The organism is Streptomyces sp. MMG1121 (genome assembly GCF_001280015.1).
Classification (GTDB): domain Bacteria; phylum Actinomycetota; class Actinomycetes; order Streptomycetales; family Streptomycetaceae; genus Streptomyces.
This window is the reverse complement of sequence record NZ_LGDV01000190.1, coordinates 14,951-37,449: the sequence shown is the minus strand read 5'-3', so window position 1 is coordinate 37,449 and position 22,499 is coordinate 14,951. Positions and strand designations below refer to the sequence as shown.

19 protein-coding genes and 1 tRNA gene are annotated in these 22,499 nt (G+C 70.8%); 11 read left to right on the top strand and 9 right to left on the bottom strand.

Annotation, left to right across the window (positions count from 1 at the left end):
• Window positions 1-52: 52 nt before the first annotated feature.
• Window positions 53-1,165, bottom strand: coding sequence for a LacI family DNA-binding transcriptional regulator (locus ADK64_RS19650; RefSeq protein WP_078992728.1), 1,113 nt, complete (start codon window positions 1,163-1,165; stop codon window positions 53-55).
• Between the two features lie 465 nt (window positions 1,166-1,630).
• On the opposite strand from ADK64_RS19650, the gene hisC reads away from it, so the two are divergent.
• Entirely contained in the window at window positions 1,631-2,710 is a 1,080-nt protein-coding gene (gene hisC, locus ADK64_RS19645; RefSeq protein WP_053660752.1) for a histidinol-phosphate transaminase, read from the top strand.
• A 13-nt stretch (window positions 2,711-2,723) separates the two neighbouring features.
• On the opposite strand, the gene ADK64_RS19640 is transcribed toward hisC, so the two are convergent.
• Window positions 2,724-3,101: a cyclophilin-like fold protein gene (locus tag ADK64_RS19640; protein WP_053660750.1), complete on the bottom strand. Its 378-nt coding sequence runs from the start codon at window positions 3,099-3,101 to the stop codon at window positions 2,724-2,726.
• Window positions 3,102-3,310: 209 nt separating this feature from the next.
• On the opposite strand from ADK64_RS19640, the gene ADK64_RS19635 reads away from it, so the two are divergent.
• The 4 genes from ADK64_RS19635 to ADK64_RS19620 all read left to right on the top strand — a co-directional run bounded on the left by ADK64_RS19635 (window position 3,311) and on the right by ADK64_RS19620 (window position 11,226).
• Window positions 3,311-4,819: a cytochrome ubiquinol oxidase subunit I gene (locus tag ADK64_RS19635; protein WP_053660748.1), complete on the top strand. Its 1,509-nt coding sequence runs from the start codon at window positions 3,311-3,313 to the stop codon at window positions 4,817-4,819.
• 15 nt (window positions 4,820-4,834) lie between these two features.
• Window positions 4,835-5,842 (top strand): cytochrome d ubiquinol oxidase subunit II, encoded by a 1,008-nt coding sequence (cydB, locus tag ADK64_RS19630; RefSeq protein ID WP_053660746.1) that lies wholly within the window; start codon window positions 4,835-4,837, stop codon window positions 5,840-5,842.
• A 59-nt stretch (window positions 5,843-5,901) separates the two neighbouring features.
• The gene (gene cydD, locus ADK64_RS19625; RefSeq protein WP_053660744.1) at window positions 5,902-9,420 is read left to right on the top strand and encodes a thiol reductant ABC exporter subunit CydD; all 3,519 of its coding nucleotides are present in this window, start codon (window positions 5,902-5,904) and stop codon (window positions 9,418-9,420) included.
• A gap of 117 nt (window positions 9,421-9,537) precedes the next feature.
• The gene (locus tag ADK64_RS19620) at window positions 9,538-11,226 is read left to right on the top strand and encodes a GAF domain-containing protein (RefSeq protein WP_078992727.1); all 1,689 of its coding nucleotides are present in this window, start codon (window positions 9,538-9,540) and stop codon (window positions 11,224-11,226) included.
• Window positions 11,227-11,286: 60 nt separating this feature from the next.
• Here the strand turns inward: ADK64_RS19620 and ADK64_RS19615 are convergent, their stop codons facing one another.
• From ADK64_RS19615 to ADK64_RS19585, 7 genes are all read right to left on the bottom strand, one after another.
• The gene (locus ADK64_RS19615) at window positions 11,287-12,174 is read right to left on the bottom strand and encodes an HAD-IIB family hydrolase (protein ID WP_199829653.1); all 888 of its coding nucleotides are present in this window, start codon (window positions 12,172-12,174) and stop codon (window positions 11,287-11,289) included.
• A gap of 220 nt (window positions 12,175-12,394) precedes the next feature.
• On the bottom strand, window positions 12,395-13,297 hold the full coding sequence (locus ADK64_RS19610; protein WP_053660737.1) for an LLM class flavin-dependent oxidoreductase: 903 nt from the start codon (window positions 13,295-13,297) through the stop codon (window positions 12,395-12,397).
• Window positions 13,298-13,339: 42 nt separating this feature from the next.
• A complete protein-coding gene (locus ADK64_RS19605; protein WP_053660736.1) occupies window positions 13,340-13,810 on the bottom strand; it encodes a hypothetical protein in 471 nt (156 codons plus the stop codon).
• Between the two features lie 22 nt (window positions 13,811-13,832).
• On the bottom strand, window positions 13,833-14,381 hold the full coding sequence (locus ADK64_RS19600; RefSeq protein ID WP_053660734.1) for an RNA 2'-phosphotransferase: 549 nt from the start codon (window positions 14,379-14,381) through the stop codon (window positions 13,833-13,835).
• Window positions 14,382-14,501: 120 nt separating this feature from the next.
• Window positions 14,502-15,458, bottom strand: a complete 957-nt coding sequence (locus ADK64_RS19595; RefSeq protein ID WP_053660732.1) for a MerR family transcriptional regulator — start codon at window positions 15,456-15,458, stop codon at window positions 14,502-14,504.
• 1 nt (window position 15,459) lies between these two features.
• Window positions 15,460-17,214 carry an SDR family oxidoreductase gene (locus ADK64_RS19590; protein WP_199829652.1) on the bottom strand — a complete coding sequence of 585 codons (1,755 nt, stop codon included), beginning with the start codon at window positions 17,212-17,214 and terminating at the stop codon, window positions 15,460-15,462.
• Window positions 17,211-18,053, bottom strand: a complete 843-nt coding sequence (locus ADK64_RS19585) for a M24 family metallopeptidase (RefSeq protein WP_053660730.1) — start codon at window positions 18,051-18,053, stop codon at window positions 17,211-17,213. Before ADK64_RS19585 ends, ADK64_RS19590 begins: the two co-directional genes overlap by 4 nt.
• 246 nt (window positions 18,054-18,299) lie before the next feature.
• On the opposite strand from ADK64_RS19585, the gene ADK64_RS19580 reads away from it, so the two are divergent.
• From ADK64_RS19580 to ADK64_RS19555, 6 genes are all read left to right on the top strand, one after another.
• Window positions 18,300-19,283, top strand: coding sequence for an ABC transporter ATP-binding protein (locus ADK64_RS19580; protein WP_053661189.1), 984 nt, complete (start codon window positions 18,300-18,302; stop codon window positions 19,281-19,283).
• Window positions 19,273-20,181 carry an ABC transporter permease subunit gene (locus ADK64_RS19575; protein WP_053660729.1) on the top strand — a complete coding sequence of 303 codons (909 nt, stop codon included), beginning with the start codon at window positions 19,273-19,275 and terminating at the stop codon, window positions 20,179-20,181. Before ADK64_RS19580 ends, ADK64_RS19575 begins: the two co-directional genes overlap by 11 nt.
• Window positions 20,178-21,089 (top strand): ABC transporter ATP-binding protein, encoded by a 912-nt coding sequence (locus tag ADK64_RS19570; RefSeq protein WP_053660727.1) that lies wholly within the window; start codon window positions 20,178-20,180, stop codon window positions 21,087-21,089. Before ADK64_RS19575 ends, ADK64_RS19570 begins: the two co-directional genes overlap by 4 nt.
• A gap of 10 nt (window positions 21,090-21,099) precedes the next feature.
• The gene (locus tag ADK64_RS19565; protein WP_053660725.1) at window positions 21,100-21,819 is read left to right on the top strand and encodes an ABC transporter permease; all 720 of its coding nucleotides are present in this window, start codon (window positions 21,100-21,102) and stop codon (window positions 21,817-21,819) included.
• Window positions 21,820-21,899: 80 nt separating this feature from the next.
• Window positions 21,900-22,151: a hypothetical protein gene (locus tag ADK64_RS19560; protein WP_053660723.1), complete on the top strand. Its 252-nt coding sequence runs from the start codon at window positions 21,900-21,902 to the stop codon at window positions 22,149-22,151.
• A gap of 253 nt (window positions 22,152-22,404) precedes the next feature.
• A tRNA-Ser gene (locus ADK64_RS19555) sits at window positions 22,405-22,489 on the top strand.
• Window positions 22,490-22,499 lie beyond the last annotated feature (10 nt).

Below are 22,499 nucleotides of genomic sequence, written 5' to 3'. Positions count from 1 at the left end.
GAGTACGGGGTGAGCGCCCCGTTCTGTCGGCTCTCTGCCCGTTCTGTTGACGCTATGTCTCGTCCGGTGTGCGCGGCGGGCTCACCGTCGTGCGCGGAAGGCGTCGCTGGGAGGAGGTGCGCACGATCAGCTCCGTCGGTATCACCTGCTCGACCGGCTGGTCCGACTCGACCCCCTCGATGGCGTCGATGAGGAGCTGGACCACCGCGGTGCCGATGCGGCGGGGCTTCAGGGAGAGCGTGGTGATGGGCGGCTCGGTGCTGGCGTACACCGTGGACTCGCTGCAGCACACCAGCAGCAGGTCCTCGGGGACGCGCAGCCCGTAGCGGCGGGCGGCGGCGAGCAGGTCGGTGCCGTTGGGGTCGAACAGGCCGTAGACCGCGTCGGGCCGGTCGGGGCGGGCGAGCAGCCGGTCGGCGGCGACGGCGCCCGCGCACGGGTCGTGCGCCGGGTAGGCCTCGTAGACCGGGTCCTGGCCGACCCGCTCGCACCAGCGCAGATAGGCGGTGGTCGACAGGTGGGTGTACGTGTCCGTCGTGGTGCCCGCGAGCAGGCCGATGCGGCGGGCGCCGGCGTCGGCGAGATGGTCGAGGATGCCGAGTACGGCGGCCTCGTGGTCGTTGTCGACCCAGGCGGTGACCGGCAGTGCGCCGGCCGGGCGGCCGTCGGAGACGACCGGCAGTCCCTGTCGGACCAGCTCGCTGACCACCGGGTCCTGATCGGAGGGGTCGATGACGACCGTGCCGTCCAGGGCGACGTTGGACCACACGTCGTGGCGGGAGGTCGCGGGCAGGATGACGAGCGCGTAGCCGCGGGCGAGCGCGGCCGATGTCGCGGCCCTGGCCATCTCCGCGAAGTACGCGAACTCCGTGAAGGTGAAAGGTTCATCCCCGTACGTCGTCACGGTCAGGCCGATCAGACCCGACTTGCCGGTACGGAGGGTGCGTGCGGCGGCCGAGGGGCGGTACCCCAGCCGGTCGGCGACCTCGCGGACGTGGCGTCGGGTGGCATCCGGGAGCCGGCCCTTGCCGTTGAGGGCGTCGGACACGGTCGTGATGGAGACCCCGGCGGCGGCGGCAACGTCTCTGATGCCCGCCCGGCCCGGCCGACTGCCTCGACGTGAGGTTTCCGCGCGGCTCACCTGGTGCTTCCCTGCTGCTGTCATGGCGAGCCGATAGTAGGGCTCATGCGGTGGGGTAGTGCGGACGCATATGCACGCGTTGACAGGCACGTTTCTGCAAGGTCAATCATTATCAACTACCTTGGAAAGAAAGCTAGTTGAACGATCCTGCGGTAGGACGTGACGTGACGGCACGTATGGACCTGCCAACTGTCCGATGTCTCGAAGAGGTCTCAACTCACCTGCATGGGGGACGCGCGCCACGGCGTGAGCTACCGGCGCATAGATATATGTACGGCGCGCCCCCGGAAACGTACGCTTTCGTACGGGGATGCCCCCGATGCCCTTGGGGCTTCGTGCGGAGTTGCCCTTGATGCCTGCGGGAGAGGCGGGGATCTCCTCGTCTGTGGTGCCCGCACCTGTACGCACCGGAGGCGAATCCTCATAAGGTGAGGAGTATTGGAAGCCGGCGGCGTCGACGGTCCGCCGGTGGTCGCGAGGAGGACTGCGGTGAGCGAGACGAGCCCGAAGCTGCGCGCCGAGCTGGAGGGTATCCCCACCTACAAGCCGGGCAAGCCTGCCGCGGGCGGCGGGCCGGTCGCCTACAAGTTGTCCTCCAACGAGAACCCGTACCCGCCGCTGCCCGGTGTGATGGAGCGCGTGATGGCTGCCGCCGGCGCCTTCAACCGCTACCCGGACATGGCCTGTGCCGGGCTGATGGAGGAGTTGTCCGAGCGCTTCGGCGTCCCGCTCTCCCACCTGGCCACCGGCACCGGCTCGGTGGGTGTCGCCCAGCAGCTCGTCCAGGCCACCAGCGGACCTGGCGACGAGGTGATCTACGCCTGGCGGTCCTTCGAGGCGTACCCGATCGTCACGCAGATCAGCGGTGCCCGGTCGGTGCAGGTGCCGCTCACGCCCGGCGATGTGCACGACCTGGACGCGATGGCGGCCGCGATCACCGACCGGACCCGGCTGATCTTCGTCTGCAACCCCAACAACCCGACCGGCACGGTGGTGCGGCGGGCCGAGCTGGAGCGGTTCCTCGACCGGGTGCCCGGCGATGTGCTGGTGGTGCTGGACGAGGCGTACCGGGAGTTCATCCGCGACCCCGAGGTGCCCGATGGCGTCGAGCTGTACCGGAACCGGCCCAACGTCTGCGTCCTGCGCACCTTCTCCAAGGCCTACGGGCTCGCCGGCCTGCGCGTCGGTTTCGCGATCGCCCACGAGCCGGTCGCGGCGGCGCTGCGCAAGACGGCGGTGCCCTTCGGTGTGAGCCAGCTCGCACAGGAGGCGGCGATCGCCTCGCTGCGGGCTGAGGACGAGCTGCTGGGCCGGGTCGGCTCGCTGGTGTGCGAGCGCACGCGCGTGGTCGACGCGCTGCGCGCTCAGGGCTGGACGGTGCCGGAGACGCAGGCGAACTTCGTCTGGCTGCGGCTGGGGGAGCGTACGGTGGCGTTCGCGCAGGCCTGTGAGCAGCACGGGGTCGTGGTCCGGCCGTTCCCGGGCGAGGGTGTGCGGGTGACGGTCGGCGAGACCGAGGCGAACGACATCTTCCTGAAGGTGACGGAAGCGTTCCGCAAGGAGCTGTAGTCCGGCGTCGGTCCTACTGGTCGATCAGCTCCACGCGGACGGGGTCGCCGTCTCGTACGGTCGCCAGGGTCCGGGCGTCTCCGTCGAGGCTCCCCAGGATGTTGCACGGGCTCGCGAGGCGGCACTCGTCGCCTCGCGAGATCGGCGTGGGGCCGTAGGGGAGGGCGAGCGCATCGCCGTCCGTCCAGAAGGCCACGGTGCCCGGCTCCACGACCTGCCGGGCGTCCGTTTCACGTGAAACAGAGACACCTATGTCGAAATAGACCTCCTCGCCCCAGGTGTGGGCGCTGGAGGTGAGCGGCAGTGCCTTCGCGAGGGCCTGAGCTGTTGGCGTGTCTGCGTCGAGGGTCGCGGTGATGTTCCCCGCGGGCCAGGAAATCCGTATCTGCATGGCGCGCAATTCAACAATATGTTGAAGTCGCTGCCAAGGTCTTGACTTCGCGGCACTAGGACCACCCCCCTTCGCCGGGCTGAAAATCAGTGCGTCATAATGGCTTGTGAATGTGAACGCGTTCACAAGCGTGTCCCAGTTGCTCCCATGATGTGCGCGACAAACGGGGCAAACTGCCGCTAACCACGGCGAAGTAAGGAGCTGACGACGTGGAATTGGCTTTGGCGCCGGAGACACTGGCGCGCTGGCAGTTCGGCATCACCACCGTCTACCACTTCCTGTTCGTTCCGCTGACGATCTCCCTGGCCGCCCTGACGGCCGGGCTGCAGACGGCCTGGGTGCGCACGGAGAAGGAGAAGTACCTCAGGGCGACCAAGTTCTGGGGGAAGCTCTTCCTGATCAACATCGCCATGGGTGTGGTCACCGGCATCGTGCAGGAGTTCCAGTTCGGCATGAACTGGTCCGACTACTCGCGCTTCGTCGGTGACATCTTCGGGGCCCCGCTGGCCTTCGAGGCACTGATCGCGTTCTTCTTCGAGTCCACCTTCATCGGCCTGTGGATCTTCGGCTGGGACAAGCTGCCCAAGAAGATCCACCTGGCCTGTATATGGATGGTCTCGATCGGCACGATCCTGTCGGCCTACTTCATCCTCGCGGCCAACTCCTGGATGCAGCACCCGGTCGGCTACAAGATCGACAAGGCCAGGGGTCGCGCCGAGCTGACCGACTTCTGGGCCGTGCTGACCCAGAACACCGCGCTCAGCCAGGCCTTCCACACCCTGTCGGCGGCCTTCCTGACCGGTGGCGCTTTCATGGTCGGCATTGCCGCCTACCACCTGGCCCGCAAGAAGCACATCCGCGAGATGAAGACCTCGCTGCGGGTGGGCCTGGTCACCGTGGCCATAGCCGGTCTGCTCACCGCGGTCAGCGGCGACACCCTCGGCAAGGTCATGTTCAAGCAGCAGCCCATGAAGATGGCGTCCGCCGAGGCGCTGTGGGACGGCCAGAAGCCGGCCCCCTTCTCGATCTTCGCCTACGGCGATGTGGAGAAGGGGCACAACACCGTGGCGATAGAGATCCCGGGCCTGCTGTCCTTCCTCGCCGACGACAACTTCACCTCGTACGTCCCCGGCATCAACGACGTCAACAAGGCCGAGCAGCAGAAGTTCGGCCCGGGCGACTACCGGCCCAACATCCCGGTCGCCTTCTGGGGCTTCCGCTGGATGATCGGCTTCGGCATGGCGTCCTTCGCCATCGGTCTGGCCGGGCTGTGGCTGACCCGCAAGAAGTTCCTGCTGCCACAGCATCTGCGGGTCGGCGAGGACGAGGTGCCGCATCTGGTGCTGTTCAAGAACAAGGCGCTCAGCACGAAGCTCTCCCCGTGGTACTGGCGCATCGCGACCTGGACTCTGGCCTTCCCGCTCATCGCCAACTCCTGGGGCTGGATCTTCACCGAGACGGGCCGCCAGCCGTGGGCCGTCTACGGCGTCCTGCAGACCCGCGACGCGGTCTCCCCCGGGGTCTCCCAGGGCGAGGTCCTCACCTCGATGATCGTCTTCACGTCGCTGTACGCGATCCTCGCCGTGATCGAGGTCAAGCTGCTCACGAAGTACGTCAAGGCCGGTCCGCCCGAGCTGACCGAGGCCGACCTCAACCCGCCCACGAAGATCGGCGGCGACACCCGTGACGCCGACAAGCCGATGGCCTTCTCTTACTAGGCCGGGGGAACAGTCATGCATCTTCACGACGTCTGGTTCGTTCTGATCGCCGTTCTGTGGACCGGCTACTTCTTCCTGGAGGGCTTCGACTTCGGGGTCGGCATCCTCACCAAGCTGCTGGCCCGTGACCGGCCGGAGCGGCGGGTGCTGATCAACACCATCGGGCCCGTCTGGGACGGCAACGAGGTGTGGCTGCTCACCGCCGGCGGCGCGACCTTCGCCGCCTTCCCGGACTGGTACGCCACTCTCTTCTCCGGCTTCTATCTGCCCCTGCTGGTCATCCTGGTCTGCCTGATCGTCCGGGGCGTCGGATTCGAGTACCGGGCGAAGCGGCCCGAGGAGAACTGGCAGCGCAACTGGGAGCACGCGATCTTCTGGACCTCGCTGATCCCGGCGTTCCTGTGGGGCGTGGTCTTCGGGAACATCGTGCGGGGCGTGAAGATCGACCAGCACTTCGAGTACGTCGGCACTCTCGGGGACCTGTTCAACCCCTACGCCCTGCTCGGCGGCCTGGTGACGCTCACGCTGTTCACCTTCCACGGAGCGGTGTTCACCGCGCTCAAGACCGTGGGGGACATCCGGGTGCGGGCACGGAAGCTGGCCCTGCGGGTCGGCCTTGTCGCGGCTGTCGTGGCGCTCGCCTTCCTGCTGTGGACGCAGGCCGACACCGGTAACGGCAGGAGTCTGGTGGCGCTGATCGTGGCGGTCGTTGCCCTGGTGGCCGCTCTGGTGGCCAACCAGATGGGGCGCGAGGGATGGTCGTTCGCCCTGTCCGGCGTCACCATCGTGGCCGCCGTGGCGATGCTCTTCCTGTCGCTCTTCCCGAACGTCATGCCGTCCACCCTCAACGGGGACTGGAGCCTGACGGTCACCAACGCCTCGTCCAGCCCGTACACCCTGAAGATCATGACCTGGTGTGCGGCGATCGCCACTCCGTTGGTCATGCTCTACCAGGGCTGGACCTACTGGGTGTTCCGCAAGCGGATCGGCACGCAGCACATCGCCGCCGATATCGCGCACTGAGTCCGCCGAGGGCGTGTTTCACGTGAAACACGCCCTCTGGGCCGAAGGGCACGTTTCACGTGAAACCAATCGATCCGCGTCTGCTGCGCTACGCCCGCGCCACCCGGTTCTTCCTCGTGGCGGTCGTCGCCTTGGGAGCCGTCGGCGCGGGACTGGTCATCGCCCAGGCGATGCTCATCGCCGAAGTCGTCGTCGGTGCCTTCCAGCACGGTCGCTCAGCCGGCGAACTCAGCACTCCCCTCCTGCTGTTGGTGGCTGTCGCCGTCGGCCGGGCGCTGGTCTCCTGGCTCACCGAACTCGCCGCACACCGGGCGAGCGCGGCGGTCAAGTCCGAACTGCGCGGGCGGCTCCTGGACCGGGCGGCGTCGCTCGGTCCGGGGTGGCTGAGCGGTCAGCGGACCGGCTCGCTGGTCACCCTGGCCACGCGCGGCGTGGACGCCCTGGACGACTACTTCTCGCGCTATCTGCCGCAGTTGGGGCTCGCCGTGGTCGTTCCGGTGGCGGTGCTGGCGCGGATCGTCACCGAAGACTGGGTCTCGGCGGCGATCATCGTCGGCACCCTGCCGCTCATCCCGCTTTTCATGGTGCTGATCGGCTGGGCCACCCAGTCCCGGACGGACCGTCAGTGGCGGCTGCTGTCCCGGCTGTCCGGACACTTCCTGGACGTGGTCGCGGGCCTTCCCACGCTGAAGGTGTTCGGCCGGGCCAAGGCGCAGGCCGAGTCCATCCGCCGGATCACCGATGAGTACCGGCAGGCGACCATGCGGACCCTGCGCATCGCCTTCCTCTCCTCCTTCGCGCTGGAACTGCTCGCCACGCTGTCGGTGGCCCTCGTCGCGGTGACGATCGGCATGCGGCTCGTACACGGCGACATGGACCTGTACATCGGCCTGGTGATCCTGGTGCTGGCGCCCGAGGCCTACCTTCCGCTGCGCCAGGTCGGCGCGCAGTACCACGCGGCTGCCGAAGGACTCGCCGCCGCGCAGGAGATCTTCACCGTGCTGGAGACGCCGCTCCCGGCGTCCGGCACCGGCGCGGTGCCCGAAGGCGGGGTGGACTTCGACGGAATCACCGTCCGCTACCCCGGCCGCTCCGCAGACGCCGTGACCGACGTGTCTCTCACCGTCGAACCCGGTGAGACGGTCGCGTTGGTGGGGCCGAGCGGTGTGGGCAAGTCGACGCTGCTGAACGTACTGCTGGGCTTCGTACGGCCCGCCGAGGGCCAGGTGCGGATCGGGGGCGTGGATCTCGCCGGCCTCGACCTGGAGGAGTGGCGGTCGCGGATCGCCTGGGTGCCGCAGCACCCGCATCTCTACGCCGGGACCATCGCGGAGAACGTACGGCTGGCGCGGCCCGACGCCGACGACAGCGCCGTACGCCGGGCGCTGCGGGACGCGGGCGCGCTGGAGTTCGTGGACGCGCTGCCCGAGGGCGCCGGCACGGTGCTCGGGGAGGACGGGGCCGGACTGTCGGCCGGGCAGCGGCAGCGGCTCGCGTTGGCGCGGGCGTTTCTTGCCGATCGGCCTGTGCTGTTGCTGGACGAGCCGACGGCTGCGCTGGACGGCGTGACCGAGGCGGAGGTCGTCGCTGCGGTGCGACGGCTTGCTGTCGGCAGGACCGTGCTGCTTGTCGTGCATCGGCCGGCGCTGCTGGACGTGGCAGACCGCGTCGTGCGGCTGGCCGGCAGTGATCCTGCCAGGGAACTGGCTCCCGTGGATCCTCGTCCGTGCCCACCCTCCCCCACGCTCGGCTCCGGTCGTGCGGAGGGCCCCCCATCCCGACTCGACGGGCCGGAAAGGGACCCGGCGGAACCGACTCCTGTGCGGCCCCGGCGTCTGCTGGCCCGAGTTCGTGGGCTTGCCGGGCCTCGGCGGGGGCGGCTTGTGCTTGCTCTGGTGCTCGGTGCTCTGGCGCTCGCCAGCGCGGTTGGGCTGATGGCGACGTCCGGGTGGCTCATCTCGCGGGCCTCGCAGCAGCCGCCCGTGCTGTATCTGATGGTGGCCGTGACCGCGACGCGGGCCTTCGGGATCGGACGGGCCGTCTTCCGGTACGCCGAGCGGCTGGTGTCGCACGACGCCGTGCTGCGGATGCTCGCCGACACCCGGGTCGCCGTCTACCGGCGTCTGGAGCGACTCGCACCGGCTGGGCTGCGCACCGCCCGGCGGGGTGACCTGCTCACCCGGCTGGTCGCGGACGTGGACGCGTTCCAGGACTACTGGCTGCGCTGGCTGCTGCCGGCGTCGGTCGCCGTCCTCGTCTGCGCCGCCTCCGTCGGCTTCACCGCCTGGTTGCTGCCCGAGGCCGGAGCCGCCCTCGCGGCGGGCCTCGTGACGGCCGGCGTCGGCGTCCCGCTGGTCACCGCGGCCGTGGCCCGGCGGGCCGAGCGGCGCCTCGCACCCGCCCGGGGCGTGCTCGCCACCCGCGTCGCCGATCTGCTCACCGGCACTGCCGAGCTGACCGTCGCCGGTGCCCTGCCCGCCCGCACGGACGCGGCCCGGCGCGCCGACGGCACCCTCACCCGGATCGCCTCGCGCGCCGCCGTGGCCACCGCGCTCGGCGACGGGCTCACCGCGCTGATCTCCGGCCTGACTGTCGCGGCCACCGCGCTGTGCGGTGCCCAGGCGGTGGCCGCGGGACGGCTCGGCGGCGTGGCGATGGCCGTGGTCGTCCTCACCCCGCTGGCCGCCTTCGAGGCCGTACTGGGGCTGCCGGTCGCCGTGCGCCACCGGCAGCGGGTGCGGCGCAGTGCGGAGCGGGTCTACGAGGTCCTGGACGCCCCCGAGCCCGTACACGAGCCGGAGCGGCCGCGTCGGGCGCCCGTTTCACCGTTCCCGCTCGTGGTCAGGCAGCTGGCCGCGCGGTACGAGGGGCAGCAGCGGGAGGCACTGGCCGGATTCGACCTCACGTTGGAACAGGGCCGCCGGATCGCCGTGGTCGGGGCCTCCGGCTCCGGCAAGACCACTCTCGCCCAGGTGCTGCTGCGCTTCCTCGACCCGGAAGAGGGCGCCTACACGCTCGCCGGTGTGGACGCGTACGCGCTGGCCGGCGATGACGTACGGCGGCTCGTCGGGCTGTGTGCGCAGGATGCGCATCTCTTCGACAGCTCGGTGCGCGAGAACCTGCTGCTGGCCAGGAAGGACGCCACCGAGACCGACCTGCGCCGGGCACTGGCCCGGGCCCGGCTGCTGGACTGGGTGGACGGGCTGCCCGCCGGCCTGGACACGCTCGTCGGCGAGCACGGGGCGCGGCTGTCGGGCGGTCAGCGCCAGCGGCTCGCCCTGGCCCGCGCCCTGCTGGCCGACTTCCCCGTCCTGGTCCTCGACGAGCCCGCCGAGCATCTGGATCTGCCGACGGCCGACGCGCTGACCGCTGATCTGCTGGCCGCCACGGAGGGCCGTACGACCCTGCTGATCACCCACCGGCTGGCCGGGCTGGACGCGGTGGACGAGGTGATCGTGCTCGACGCGGGCCGGGTGGTGCAGCGGGGCGCGTACGCGGAACTCGTCGCGGTGGACGGGCCCCTGCGGGCGATGGCACGGCGCGAGGAGGAGGCGGAGTCGCTGGTGGAGGCGCGGTGAGGGGTCTCGGGTGGCAGCGGTCCCGGAGCCATATCGGGCTCCTGGGTATCGGGCTGCCGAGTTCCTGGGTGGAGTCGTCGAGTTTCCCGGATAAAAGGGACTAATTACCCTCAAGGCATGTGCGTCCCGCCTCCGCCCGACCCCGCACGGTCCGCCGATCGCGGACCGTGCGTCGAGCCCGCTCTGCGTGTGCCGCAGTTGCTGGAGGCGATGCGGTCCGTGGGCAGTGGGCTGGAGCTGCATTCCACGCTGGACCGGATCTGTGAGACCGCCGCCGATCTGACCGGGGCCCGGTATGCGGCGATCGGGGTCGTCGCGGAGGAGGGCGACGGGCTCTCCGACTTCGTCTACCAGGGGGTGGAGGAGGAGACGGCCCGCCGGATCGGCCGGCTCCCGGACGGGCACAAGGGGCTGCTGGGTGCGCTCATCAGGAACCCGGAGCCGGTCCTGCTCGCCGACCTGAGCGAGGACCCGCGCTCCTGCGGCTTCCCCGTGCACCATCCGCCGATGCGCAGCTTCCTCGGCGTCCCGATCCGGGTGCAGGGCGAAATCTTCGGCAACCTCTATCTGACCGAGAAGCGCGACGGCCGGCCCTTCCACGACGACGACCTCGCCATGGTCCAGGTGCTGGCCGCCGAGGCCGGCATCGCGGTCGGCAACGCCCGGCTGTACGAGGCCGCCATGCAGCGGGAGCGCTGGATCGACGGATCCGTGGCCGTCACCACGGCCCTGCTGTCGGGCGGGGACGCCGACGAGGCCCTTCAGGTCGTCGCCGAGCAGGCGCGCCGACTGTCCGGAGCGGCGGCCGGGATCGTGCTGCTGCCCGCCGAGGAGGGCGGCCTGGAGATCGTCGCCGTGGCCTCGGGCGAGCCGACGGGCATGCTCGGTGCGATCATCCCGCCGGAGAGCCGGATCGTGGCCGAACTCCTCGACGGACAGGCGGTGTTCGTGACGGACGCCGCCTCCGACTCCCGGATGCTGACGCAGTACGCGAGCGGCTACGGCCCGGCGATGATGGTGCCGCTGCAGAGCGACGGCCGGGTGCTGGGCACGCTGGTCACGCCCCGTGCGCGCGGCGGCCGGCCGTTCACCCGGACCGAGCGCACGCTGGCCGTGCAGTTCGCCTCACAGGCGGCGCTGGCGCTGATGATGGCCGAGGCACAGCGCGACCGGGAGCGGCTCGCGGTGTTCGAGGACCGCGACCGCATCGCCCGGGACCTGCACGACCTGGTCATCCAGCGGCTGTTCGCCACGGGGCTGATGCTGGAGAGCGCCCAGCGGCGGGCCGTGGTGCCGGAGGTGCGGGAGGGGGTCGGTAAGGCGGTGGACGAACTCGACGTCACCATCCAGGAGATCCGTACCGCGATCTTCGCGTTGCAGCAGGGCCCGGCTCAGGCGCCGTCAGGGCTGCGGACGCGGGTGCTGCGCGAGATCAACATGGCCGCCGTACCGCTGGGGTTCACGCCCTCGCACCGTTTTCTCGGCCCCCTCGACACGCTCGTCGGCGACCTCACCGGCAAGAATCTGATCGCGGCGCTGCGGGAGGCGCTGTCCAACGCCTTCCGGCATGCCGGGGCCTCCCGTATCGACGTGGTGGTCGATGCGACGGTCACCCTTGCCGACGCGCGCCCGGGTGTCCGGCTGACCGTCGCGGACGACGGAGTCGGCATCCGCGAGGGCGGCCGGCGCAGCGGTCTGCGGAACTTGAAGCGCCGGGCCGAGTCCCTCGGCGGGGACAGTCGGCTCGGCCCCGGCATCGGCCCCGGGGGCAGCGGGACGACGGTGGTGTGGGAGGCGCCGCACTGAGAACACCGCGTGCGCGGGAGCGCTTCGCGGCCGGCACTCTGGACCAGCTCTGGACCGGCTCTAGACCCGTTCCGCGAGCAACTGCTCGATCACGACCGCCACGCCGTCGTCGTTGTTGGCGACCGTGCGGGCCGACGCGGCGGCGAGGACGTCCGGGTGGGCGTTGCCCATCGCGTACGACCGGCCGGCCCAGGTCAGCATCTCGAGGTCGTTGGGCATGTCGCCGAAGGCGACGACCTCCTCGTGCGAGATGCCGCGCTCGGCACAGCACAGGGCGAGTGTGCTGGCCTTGGAGACCTCGGGGCCGCTCAGTTCCAGCAGGGCGCTGGGGCTGGATCGGGTGACGTTGGCGCGGTCGCCGATCGCGAGCCGGGCGAGGGTGAGAAAGGCGTCCGGGTCGAGATCGGGGTGGTAGGCCAGGATCTTGAGCACGGGCTGGTCGGCGTCCGGACCGTCGGGGGCGAGGAGCCGTTCGGCGGGCAGGAGGTGGTCCGGTATCTCCCTGTGCAGCTGGGGATAGTCGGGCTCCTGGTGGAAGCCGTACGTCTGCTCGACCGCGAACACCGTGCCGGGCGCCGCTGCGCGCAGCAGTCGTACGGCGTCCAGAGCGCCCGCCCGGGCCAGCTCGCGCACCTTCACGAACCGGTGGGTGCCGGAGCCGCCGTGCAGGTCGACCACGGCGGCGCCGTTTCCGCAGATCGCCAGGCCGTGGCCGTGCACGTGGTCGCTGACGACGTCCATCCAGCGGGCCGGGCGGCCGGTGACGAAGAAGACCTCGATGCCCGCTTCCTCGGCGGCGGCGAGCGCGGCGACCGTCCGCGGGGAGACCGACTTGTCGTCGCGCAGCAGTGTGCCGTCGAGGTCGGTGGCGATCAGCCGCGGGGGCGTGGCGGCGGCAGGGGTCCCGGGCTGTCTGGTCGCTGAGGTCACCCGGCCATTCTCGCGCATATGCCCGCACGGCCGTGCGCCCCTATGCACAGATGAGACACAGATGACGCCCGCGCGGACGCGGTGGACGACGCGCGCGGGAGCGAGGAACGACTCCCACGCGCAAGCCGTGTATGACGCGCGTGCAAGCCAGGACGACGCTCGCGCGGAAGCCATGGGCAATACCCGGGCGGCGGCGTCCAGGGCGGACACCCGGCGGGGGACCGGACGCCCTTTGACGTCAGCCCAGTTGGGCGAGACTCTCCATGGCGATCTGCTCGAACACCTTCTCGTCCGCGGCGAAGTCCGAGTCCGGGATGGGCCAGTGGATGACGATCTCGGTGAAGCCCAGGTCCCGGTGCCGGCCGGCGAAGTCCACGAACGCGTCCAGGGACTCGAGCGGCCGGGCGCGGTCCGGGGTGAAACCGGTGAGCAGGACCTTGTCCAGCCCGGCCACGTCCCGCTCGGCGGCCGCGCAGGCCTCGGACAGCTTGCCGATCTGCCCGCGCAGGGCCTCGACGGACTGCTCCGGGGTGCCGGTCTCGTAGAGCTTCGGGTCACCCGTGGTCACCCACGCCTGCCCGTAGCGCGCGGCGAGCCTGAGGCCGCGCGGGCCCGTGGCCGCCACCGCGAACGGCAGCCGGGGCCGCTGCACGCAGCCGGGGATGTTGCGCGCCTCGTGCGCCGAGTAGAAGCGGCCCTCGTGCGACACGGAGTCCTCGGTGAGGAGCCGGTCGAGCAGCGGCACGAACTCGGCGAACCGGTCGGCGCGCTCGCGCGGGCTCCACGGCTCCTGGCCGAGGGCGCTCGCGTCGAAGCCGGTGCCGCCGGCACCGATGCCGAGGGTGACCCGGCCGCCGGAGACGTCGTCGAGGGAGATCAGCTCCTTGGCGAGGGTCACCGGGTGCCGGAAGTTCGGCGAGGTCACCAGCGTGCCGAGGCGGAGGCGCTCGGTCACGCCGGCGGCGGCGGTCAGCGTCGGGACCGCGCCGAACCACGGGCCGTCACGGAAGCTGCGCCAGGAGAGGTGGTCGTAGGTGTACGCGGTGTGGAAGCCGAGCTGTTCGGCCCGCGTCCAGGCCGTGCGGCCGCCTTCGCTCCAGCGGCGGTGGGGCAGGATCACGGTGCTCAGACGCAGACTCATGCGTTCGAGGGTAAGCGGCCCCACTGACAACGGACGAACAGGTCACCGAACGTTGCGGCTCAGCCACGGGCTGAGCAGGATCATCGGGACGTACTCCGTGTGCGCGCGGTCGCCGGGCAGCGGGACGACCAGGCGGTAGCCGGGCGGGAAGCGGCGCGCCCTGACATGGGCGAGGCCCTCGAAGACGGAGCGGAGGAAGGCCGGCACGTCGTCGCGCGCGATGTCGGGGCACTCGATGCCCTCGACGGTGATCAGCGCGTCGTCGTCCGGGTACAGCCGCACGCTCACCCGGGGGACGCCGCCGAACTCGACGTACGCCTCGTGCGGCAGGGAGCCGTCCGGGTCCGTGGTCGCGCCGACGCCCGCGGCGCTGCGGCGGGAGGTCTGGTCGGCGCCGATGTCGTCGGTCACCTCGATCTCGCGCGCGAAGCGGGCGGCGAGGGTGCGCAGAGCGGTGACGGCGGCCTGGGTGGTCGGCAGGTGCTCGGGCGAGTGGTCCATACCACCGATCATGACCACACGTCCGCGCGCGGGCTCAGCCGGGCCCGGGGAACCGCAGGTAGCGCGGTGGTACGGCCTTTGTCAGCCAGACCCCGTTGGCGCTGACGTGGAACACATGGCCGTCACGGTGCATGGCGCCCGTGTCCACGGCGAGGACCACGGGGCGGCCGCGGCGGGCGCCGACCCGGGTGGCGGTCTCCCGGTCGGCGGACAGATGGACGTCGTGCCGGCTCATGGGCCTGAGCCCGTCCGCGCGGATCGCGTCCAGGGTGCGGGCGACGGTCCCGTGGTAGAGGTACGGCGGAGGGGTCGCCGGGGGCAGGCCGAGGTCGACGTCGATGCTGTGGCCCTGGCTGGCGCGGATTCTGCCGCCCTCGATCGCGAAGCGCTGTTTGTCGTTGGCGGCCACCACGTGATCCAGCTCCCCGCGCGTGAACGGGAAGCCGTGGGCGGCGGCCGCGGCGATCAGCGCGTCGATCTCCACCCAGCCGGCCGGGTCCGGGTCGAGCCCGATGCGCTCCGGCTGGTGGCGCAGGTGTTTGGAGAGGTATTTCGACACCTTCACGGTGCGTTGTTCGTTCATGGGTCCAGCGTGCGGGAGAGACGCGGATCACGCAGGTTTTTTTCTCCCCAGGTTTGATCCACAACCAAGTGCGGTTATCCACAGGGGAATTGACGAGACTGTGGATAAGTGGCGTGCAGATTAGGGTGATTTGCGAAGTTCCGTACGCCCCAAGGAATCTGAGACCAGATGATCCAATCCCCGTGCCCGCACCTCCCGTTCGGCCGTCAGTGCGATGAACTCGGCGACATGGTCCGGCCCAACGAGGTTTTCCACAGCGGAGATCGTCTCGGCGGGGAGAGTCACGGAACGGGTGGCGGAAAGCTCCTCGGCGGGCTCTCCGGGGCTCTCCGCACCGAGGTGCGTGCGCAGGTGCCGGGTCGCCAACGTGCGCATCGCGCGGGCCAGTTCTGCCTCCAGCGTCTGTTGGGCCAAGGGGCGCAGCCGGCGGACGAGTGAGGCCGCCTCCGCCGCGTGCGCGTCCGTGCGGTGGCCTGGATCGTCCAGGTAGCGCGCGAAGACGTACTCGGTGGTGAACTCCAGGAAACGGGCGGCGATGTGCTCGACCTGACCCCTCAACTCCCTCAGGTGCTCTGAGATCGCGGACAGCGGTACTCCGGCGGCGTGCAACTCGACGGCCACGGACAGCTCTTGGGGGCTCGGGACCAGGAAGGTGTCCGGGTCGCCCTCGATCCGCTCCAGCACGCCGAGTTCGACCGCCTCGGCCACGGCGCCGTCGTCGGGCGTGCCGCCGAAACGGGCGTCCAGTTCGGCGCGGCCGACGCGGTCGGGGCGCTCGTCGGTCCAGGGCCCCTCCACCTCGGTGACCAGGCCGAGCACCCCGCCCAGGCCCCGGCCGGTGTCCCAGGCCTCCAGCAACTCCTTGATCGAGGCGAGGGTGTAGCCCCGGTCGAGGAGATGGGCGATCTGGTGGAGCCGGGCGACGTGCGCCTCGGAGTAGAGGTTGGCGCGGCCCCGGCGCTCGGGCCGGGGGAGCAGACCGCGGTCCTGGTAGGCGCGGATGGTCCGGACGGTCGTGGCGGTGTGGTGGGCCAGATCCTCGATGCGGTACGTCCGCGCGGGCGGCGGGGCGGTCACGTCACAGCCTCGGCTCCACCCGCGCGATCCGCCGCAACGCCCCCGGCACGAAACGGGACATGAGGTGGGCGCCGCGGGCCTCAGGGGTCACCGGCACGACCGCCTTGTCGCCGGTCACTGCGTCCAGGATCGCCGCGGCCACCTTCTCCGGCGGGTAGTTGCGCCTGCCGTACAGCCGGGTCGACTTCTTCTGGCGACGGCGCTCCTCCGCCTCGTCGACGCCGGTGAAGCGGGTCGTGGAGGTGATGTTCGTGTTGACGAAGCCGGGGCAGATCGCGCTCACCCCGATGCCCTGCCCGGCGAGTTCGGCGCGCAGGCACTCGGAGAGCATCAGCACCGCCGCCTTGGAGGTGCTGTAGGCCGGCAAAGCCCGGGAGGGCTGGTACGCGGCCGCTGAGGCGATGTTGACGATGTGGCCGCCCTGGCCGCGCTCGCTCATCCGCGCGCCGAAGAGCCGGCAGCCGTGGATCACGCCCCACAGGTTCACGTCCAGGACCTTGCGCCAGTCGTCGGTCGTGGTGGCGAAGAAGGAACCGGACAGGCCGATGCCCGCGTTGTTGACCAGCACGTCCAGCACGCCGTACGCACGGTGCACCTTCTCGGCGAGCTTCTCCATCGCCTGCTCGTCGGAGACGTCGGCGGTCTCCGCCCAGGCCTCGGGCGCGCCGATCAGCCGGGACAGCTCGGCGGTGCGGGCGGCGGCCTCGGTGTCGCGGTCGACGGCGACCACGCGCGCGCCGGCCTCCGCGAAGGCGAACGCCGTGGCCCGGCCGATCCCGCTGCCCGCGCCGGTGACCAGCACCAACTGCCCGCCGAACCGGTCGGCATGGCAGCCGGTGGCCTTGGGTCCCGGGCGGCCGCCGTCCACGGACATGATGAATTCCCCGATCCAGGAAGCGAGTTGGTCGGGCCGGGTGCGCGGGACCCAGTGCCTGGCCGGGAGCGTGCGGCGGGTCAGCTGCGGCACCCACCGCTCCAGGTCGTCGTAGAGCCGCTCGGAGAGGAACGCGTCCCCCTGGGGCGTGATGAGCTGCACGGGCGCGTGTGCGTACGCGTCCGGGCGCGGCCTGCTCAGCCGGGCGCGGACGTTGTCCCGGTACAGCCAGGCGCCGTGTGCCGCGTCGGAGGAGAGGGAGGCCGTCGGGTAGTCGCCCGCCGGGACCTTCTCGAGCCGCTCCAGCATCCGCGGCCAGCGCTTGCCGAGCGGCCCGCGCCAGGCCAGTTCGGGCAGCACGGGCGTGTGCAGCATGTACACGTACCAGGACTTGGCGCCCTGGCCGAGGAGCTGGCCCACCCGGCGGGGCGTCGGACGTTTCACGCGCGCGTTGATCCAGTGCCCGAAGTGGTCCAGGGACGGGCCGGAGATCGAGGTGAAGGAGGCGATACGGCCCTCCGTGCGGCCCACCGTGACGAACTCCCACGACTGCACCGAGCCCCAGTCGTGCCCGACCAGGTGCACCGGCCGGTCCGGGCTGACCGCGTCCACCACGGCCAGGAAGTCGTCGGTGAGCTTGGGCAGGGTGAAGCCGCCGCGCAGCGGTTTCGGCGCCGTGGAGCCGCCGTGGCCCCGGACGTCGTACAGGACCACGTGGAAGCGGTCGGCGAGCCGGCCGGCCACCTCCGACCAGACCTCCTTGCTGTCCGGGTAGCCGTGCACCAGTACCACCGTCGGCTGTTCCGGATCGCCCAGCTCGGCCACGCACAGCTCGACCCCGCCGGTCGTCACCCGGCGCTCCCGGGCACCCTTCAGCGTCACTTCTCCTCCGCCCAGCGCCGCACGTGCGGCAGATCGTCGTCCAGCCAGAAAGCGCTCTGTTCGGGATCCCTCGAGTCGGTGACCACGAGGATCTCCTCGAACTTCGCGCCCGTGCCCCGGAAGCCGAGGTGGGGTTCGACCGCCCACAGGCCCGGCTGCGGCGGGTGGTCCGAGAAGCGGTACGGCGACCACAGGGGCGACCAGCCCTCGCGGTGACCGTGCAGCGCGTCGGCGGCCAGGCCCTTGAGGGACTGCGTGCCGAACCCGAACAGATGGGGGGAGAGGCGGCGCTGCCTGACCCGGTCCACCTTGTGGGCGATCACGCCGAACGGGTACGCGCGATGCCGGTTGGCGTAGCCCTGGCGGACCATGAGCCGGTCCACGTCCTCGTAGATCTCGCGCAGCGGGCGCCGCTCGCGCACCTCGCGCAGGATCAGCTCGCGGTGCGCCTCCAGGTCGGCCATCAGCCGGTCCTGCACCGGGTTCACACCCAGCGAGCCCGAGTAGCCGATGTCCGCGGTGTATCCCTCGTAGACCGGCGCCATGTCCAGGATGAACGGCATCCCGGGTGCCAGGGCGCGGTCGGTCGGGAAGAACTGCAAGGGGATGCGGAAGTTCACGAACGCCGTGCGGTCGCCGAACCAGGCGAAGGGCAGGTGGAACCAGTCCCGCACGCCGCGCTCGCGCAGCCACTCGCGCTGCATCCGCGCCGCCTCGCGCTCGGTCACGCCCGGCTCCAGACGGGCCGCGACCGCCTCCGCGCACTCGTAGGCGAGGCGCTGCACCCGCCTGAACCCCCGTAGCTGCACGGAGAGTTCGCTGCTCACTGCCGTCGTCATGCCGCCCCGTCCCGTCGTGCCGCCGACTCGTCCCGTCGGCTGCGGTACGCGTCCGTAACTTGACACTGGTGAATGTGACAGTTGTTAGAGGCGGCGTCAATAGGGGGGCGGCAGGCTGTGGACAACGCGCGGTAACCCCCGGGCAGGGGATCCCTTAGGGTCCCGTAATACCTGGGACTGACCCGAAGACGGCTCTGTGGTCTGACGACCGGGGTGGTCCGGATCACTACCGTCGAAGGCGTGACTGTGATCGCGACCGAAAGCCTGAGCAAGCGGTTCCCCCGGGTGACCGCCCTCGACCGGCTGTCCGTGGACATCGGACCCGGTGTGACCGGACTCGTCGGAGCCAACGGCGCCGGCAAGTCCACCCTGATCAAGATCCTGCTGGGTCTGTCCCCCGCCACGGAGGGCCGCGCCGAGGTGCTCGGCCTGGACGTCGCCACCAAGGGCGGCGCCATCCGTGAGCGCGTCGGGTACATGCCGGAGCACGACTGCCTGCCGCCGGACGTCTCGGCCACCGAGTTCGTCGTCCACATGGCGCGCATGTCCGGCCTGCCGCCCACCGCCGCGCGCGAGCGCACCGCGGACACCCTGCGCCACGTGGGCCTGTACGAGGAGCGCTACCGCCCCATCGGTGGCTACTCGACGGGCATGAAGCAGCGGGTGAAGCTCGCCCAGGCGCTGGTGCACGACCCGCAGGTGGTGTTCCTGGACGAGCCGACCAACGGCCTCGACCCGGTCGGCCGGGACGAGATGCTCGGCCTGATCCGCCGTATCCACACCGACTTCGGCATCTCGGTCCTGGTCACCTCCCATCTGCTGGGTGAGCTGGAGCGCACCTGCGACCACGTCGTCGTCATCGACGGCGGCAAGCTCCTGCGCTCCAGCTCCACCACCGACTTCACGCAGACCACGACCACCCTCGCGATCGAGGTCACCGACAGCGACAGCCACCCCGACGGCACCCGCGCGGTCCGCGAAGCGCTCCACGCGCGCGGGGTCGACACGCGGGGCGAGGGTTCCGGACTCCCCGGCGCGGGCCACATCCTGCTGCTGACCGCCGCGGGCGAGGAGACGTACGACCTCGTCCGGGACGTCGTCGCCGACCTCGGCCTCGGCCTGGTGCGCATGGAGCAGCGCCGGCACCACATCTCCGAGGTGTTCACCGACGGTGACGGCGAACACAGCAGCGACGAGCAGCGGAAGGAGGCCGTCGGACATGGCGGTTGAGCATCCCCCGGCGGCCCCGGCCGGCGACCAGACCCGCATCCACGACATCGGCTACCGCGGCTACGACGGCCCCCGCCTCGGCCGCGCCTACGCCCGCCGCTCGCTGTACGCGCAGTCCCTGCGCGGCTCCTACGGCCTCGGCCGCTCGGCGAAGTCCAAGGTGCTGCCGATGCTGCTGTTCGCGGTGATGTGCGTGCCCGCCGCCATCATGGTGGCCGTCGCGGTCTTCACCAAGGCGCACGAACTGCCCGTGGCCTACACCCGCTACGCGATCATGCTGCAGGCCGTGATCAGCCTGTACGTCGCCTCCCAGGCACCCCAGGCCGTCTCCCGCGACCTGCGCTTCAAGACCGTACCGCTGTACTTCTCGCGGCCCATCGAGACCGCCGACTACGTCCGCGCCAAGTTCGCGGCGCTCGCCTCGGCGATCTTCGTCCTGACCGCCGCTCCCCTGCTCGTGATGTACGTCGGCGCGCTGCTGGCCAAGCTGGGCTTCGCCCACCAGACGAAGGAATTCGCCGAGGGACTGGTCTCCGTGGCCCTGCTATCCCTGCTCTTCGCCGGCATCGGCCTGGTCATCGCCGCCGTCACCCCGCGCCGGGGCTTCGGCATCGCCGCCGTGATCGCCGTGCTGACCATCTCCTACGGCGCGGTCAGCACGCTCCAGGCCATCGCCGACGTGCAGAACCACACCTCCGCCATCCCGTGGATCGGCCTGTTCTCGCCCATCACGCTCATCGACGGCGTCCAGTCGGCCTTCCTGGGCGCGACCTCCCGCAGCCCCGGTGCGGTCGACCCGTCGGCCGGACAGGGCGTGGTCTACGTCCTGGTCCTCCTCGCCCTCATCGCCGGCAGCTACGGCCTGCTGATGCGCCGCTACAAGAAGGTGGGACTGTGACCACGCTCAGCATCGACCACGTCTCCCGCTGGTTCGGCAACGTGGTCGCCGTCAACGACATCACCATGACCATCGGCCCCGGCGTCACCGGCCTGCTCGGCCCCAACGGCGCCGGAAAGTCCACCCTGATCAACATGATGGGCGGCTTCCTGGCCCCCTCCACCGGCACGGTCACCCTCGACGGACAGCCGGTGTGGCGCAACGAGGCCATCTACCAGCACATCGGCATCGTCCCCGAGCGCGAGGCGATGTACGACTTCCTCACCGGCCGCGAGTTCGTCGTCGCCAACGCCGAACTGCACGGCCTCGGCGCCAAGGCGGCCCAACGCGCCCTCGCCACGGTCGAGATGGAGTACGCGCAGGACCGCAGGATCTCCACGTACTCCAAGGGCATGCGCCAGCGCGTGAAGATGGCGAGCGCCCTGGTCCACGAGCCGTCGCTGCTCCTGCTGGACGAGCCGTTCAACGGCATGGACCCGCGTCAGCGCATGCAACTGATGGACCTGCTGCGCAAGATGGGCGACGAGGGCCGCACGGTGCTGTTCTCCTCGCACATCCTCGAAGAGGTCGAGCAGCTCGCCCGGCACATCGAGGTCGTCGTCGCCGGGAGGCACGCGGCCAGCGGCGACTTCCGCAGGATCCGCCGCCTGATGACCGACCGTCCGCACCGCTATCTGGTCCGCTCCAGCGACGACCGCGCCCTCGCGGCCGCGCTGATCGCCGACCCCTCCACGGCCGGCATCGAGGTCGACCACGCCGAGGGCGCGCTGCGCATCCAGGCCGTCGACTTCGGCCGCTTCACCACCCTGCTGCCGAAGGTCGCCCGGGACCACGGCATCCGGCTGCTCACGGTCTCGCCGTCCGACGAGTCCCTCGAGTCCGTGTTCTCGTATCTGGTCGCGGCGTAGGAGGCCCAAGATGTACGACCCCACCGTCGCCCGGCTCACCTACCGGGCCCTGCTCGGCCGTCGCCGGGCCCTCATCCTCGGCGCGCTGCCGCTGCTGCTGATCGTGCTCTCGGTCGCCGTGCGGGCCCTGACCGGAGCCGACGACCAGACCGCGTCCGACGTCCTCGGCGGCTTCGGGATCGCCACGATGGTGCCGATCATCGGCGTCATCGCGGGCACGGGCGCGATCGGTCCCGAGATCGACGACGGCTCCGTCGTCTACCTGCTGTCCAAGCCGCTGAAGCGACCCACGATCATCTTCACCAAACTGATCGTCGCCATTGCCGTGACCATGGTCTTCTCGGCGGTGCCCACCCTGATCGCGGGCCTGATCCTCAACGGCAACGGCCAGCAGATCGCGGTCGCCTACACCATCGCCGCGCTGGTCTCCTCGATCGCCTACTCGGCGCTGTTCCTGCTGCTCGGCACGGTCTCCCGGCACGCCGTGGTCTTCGGGCTCGTGTACGCGCTGGTCTGGGAGGCGCTGTTCGGCTCCCTGGTGCCCGGCGCGCGCACGCTCAGCATCCAGCAGTGGTCGCTGGCCGTCGCCCACAAGGTGGCCGGCGGGGACCTCGTCACCTCCTCCGTGGACCTGCCGACGGCCACCGTGCTGCTGGTGGCGGTCACCGTGCTGGCCACCTGGTACGCCGGCCAGAAGCTGCGCGCGCTGAAGCTCGCGGGCGAGGAGTAGGCCTCCGGGGCGGCTTGACGGGGGCCTCACACCGGCCCGGGCACACTGGACAAAGCGGATGTACGGCTGGGAGGTCGTCGATGGCAGCGGAGATACCGGCGAACGACGGGCGCGGGCGGTCCGAGGGTGACGTCTGGGACGGGCTGGACGAACTGGTCCTGGACGAGGCCTTCGTACGCGGCGCCGAGACCTCCGAACCGTCCGCGCGGGCGCGTATGCTCGCCGCCCGCTGGCGTTCCGAGGAGCCCGAGCCGCAGCCGTGGCGCTCCGACGAGCCGCCGGCGGGCTGGTTCTTCAGCAAGGCGCGCAGGCGCAGGTGGCGCCGCCGGTGACAGCGCCCCTTTTATTCGGTGGCGCCCAAATCGGCCGCGAGGCAGAGTGGTTGTGCCCCGTCCGCCGGGAATGTCCCGGCGCCGCGATCCGGGAGTGGAGGTGGGCGATGTCCATGCACGGCAGTACGCCCGGCTCCCGACAGGGCGGCCCGAGGCCGGCTCCGGTGTAGTTACCCCACCGTGGAGCCACGGGAACCGCCCGGGGCGGCCGCTTCGAGCACGTGAGCGCTGCGCTTGCGTGGGCCGCCCACCCGGAGGATTGGCCGAGTGGTAAGGCACTGGCTTGCTAAGCCATGGTCGGGGGCAACCCCGCGCACGTTCGATCCGTGCATCCTCCGCAGAAGAAGC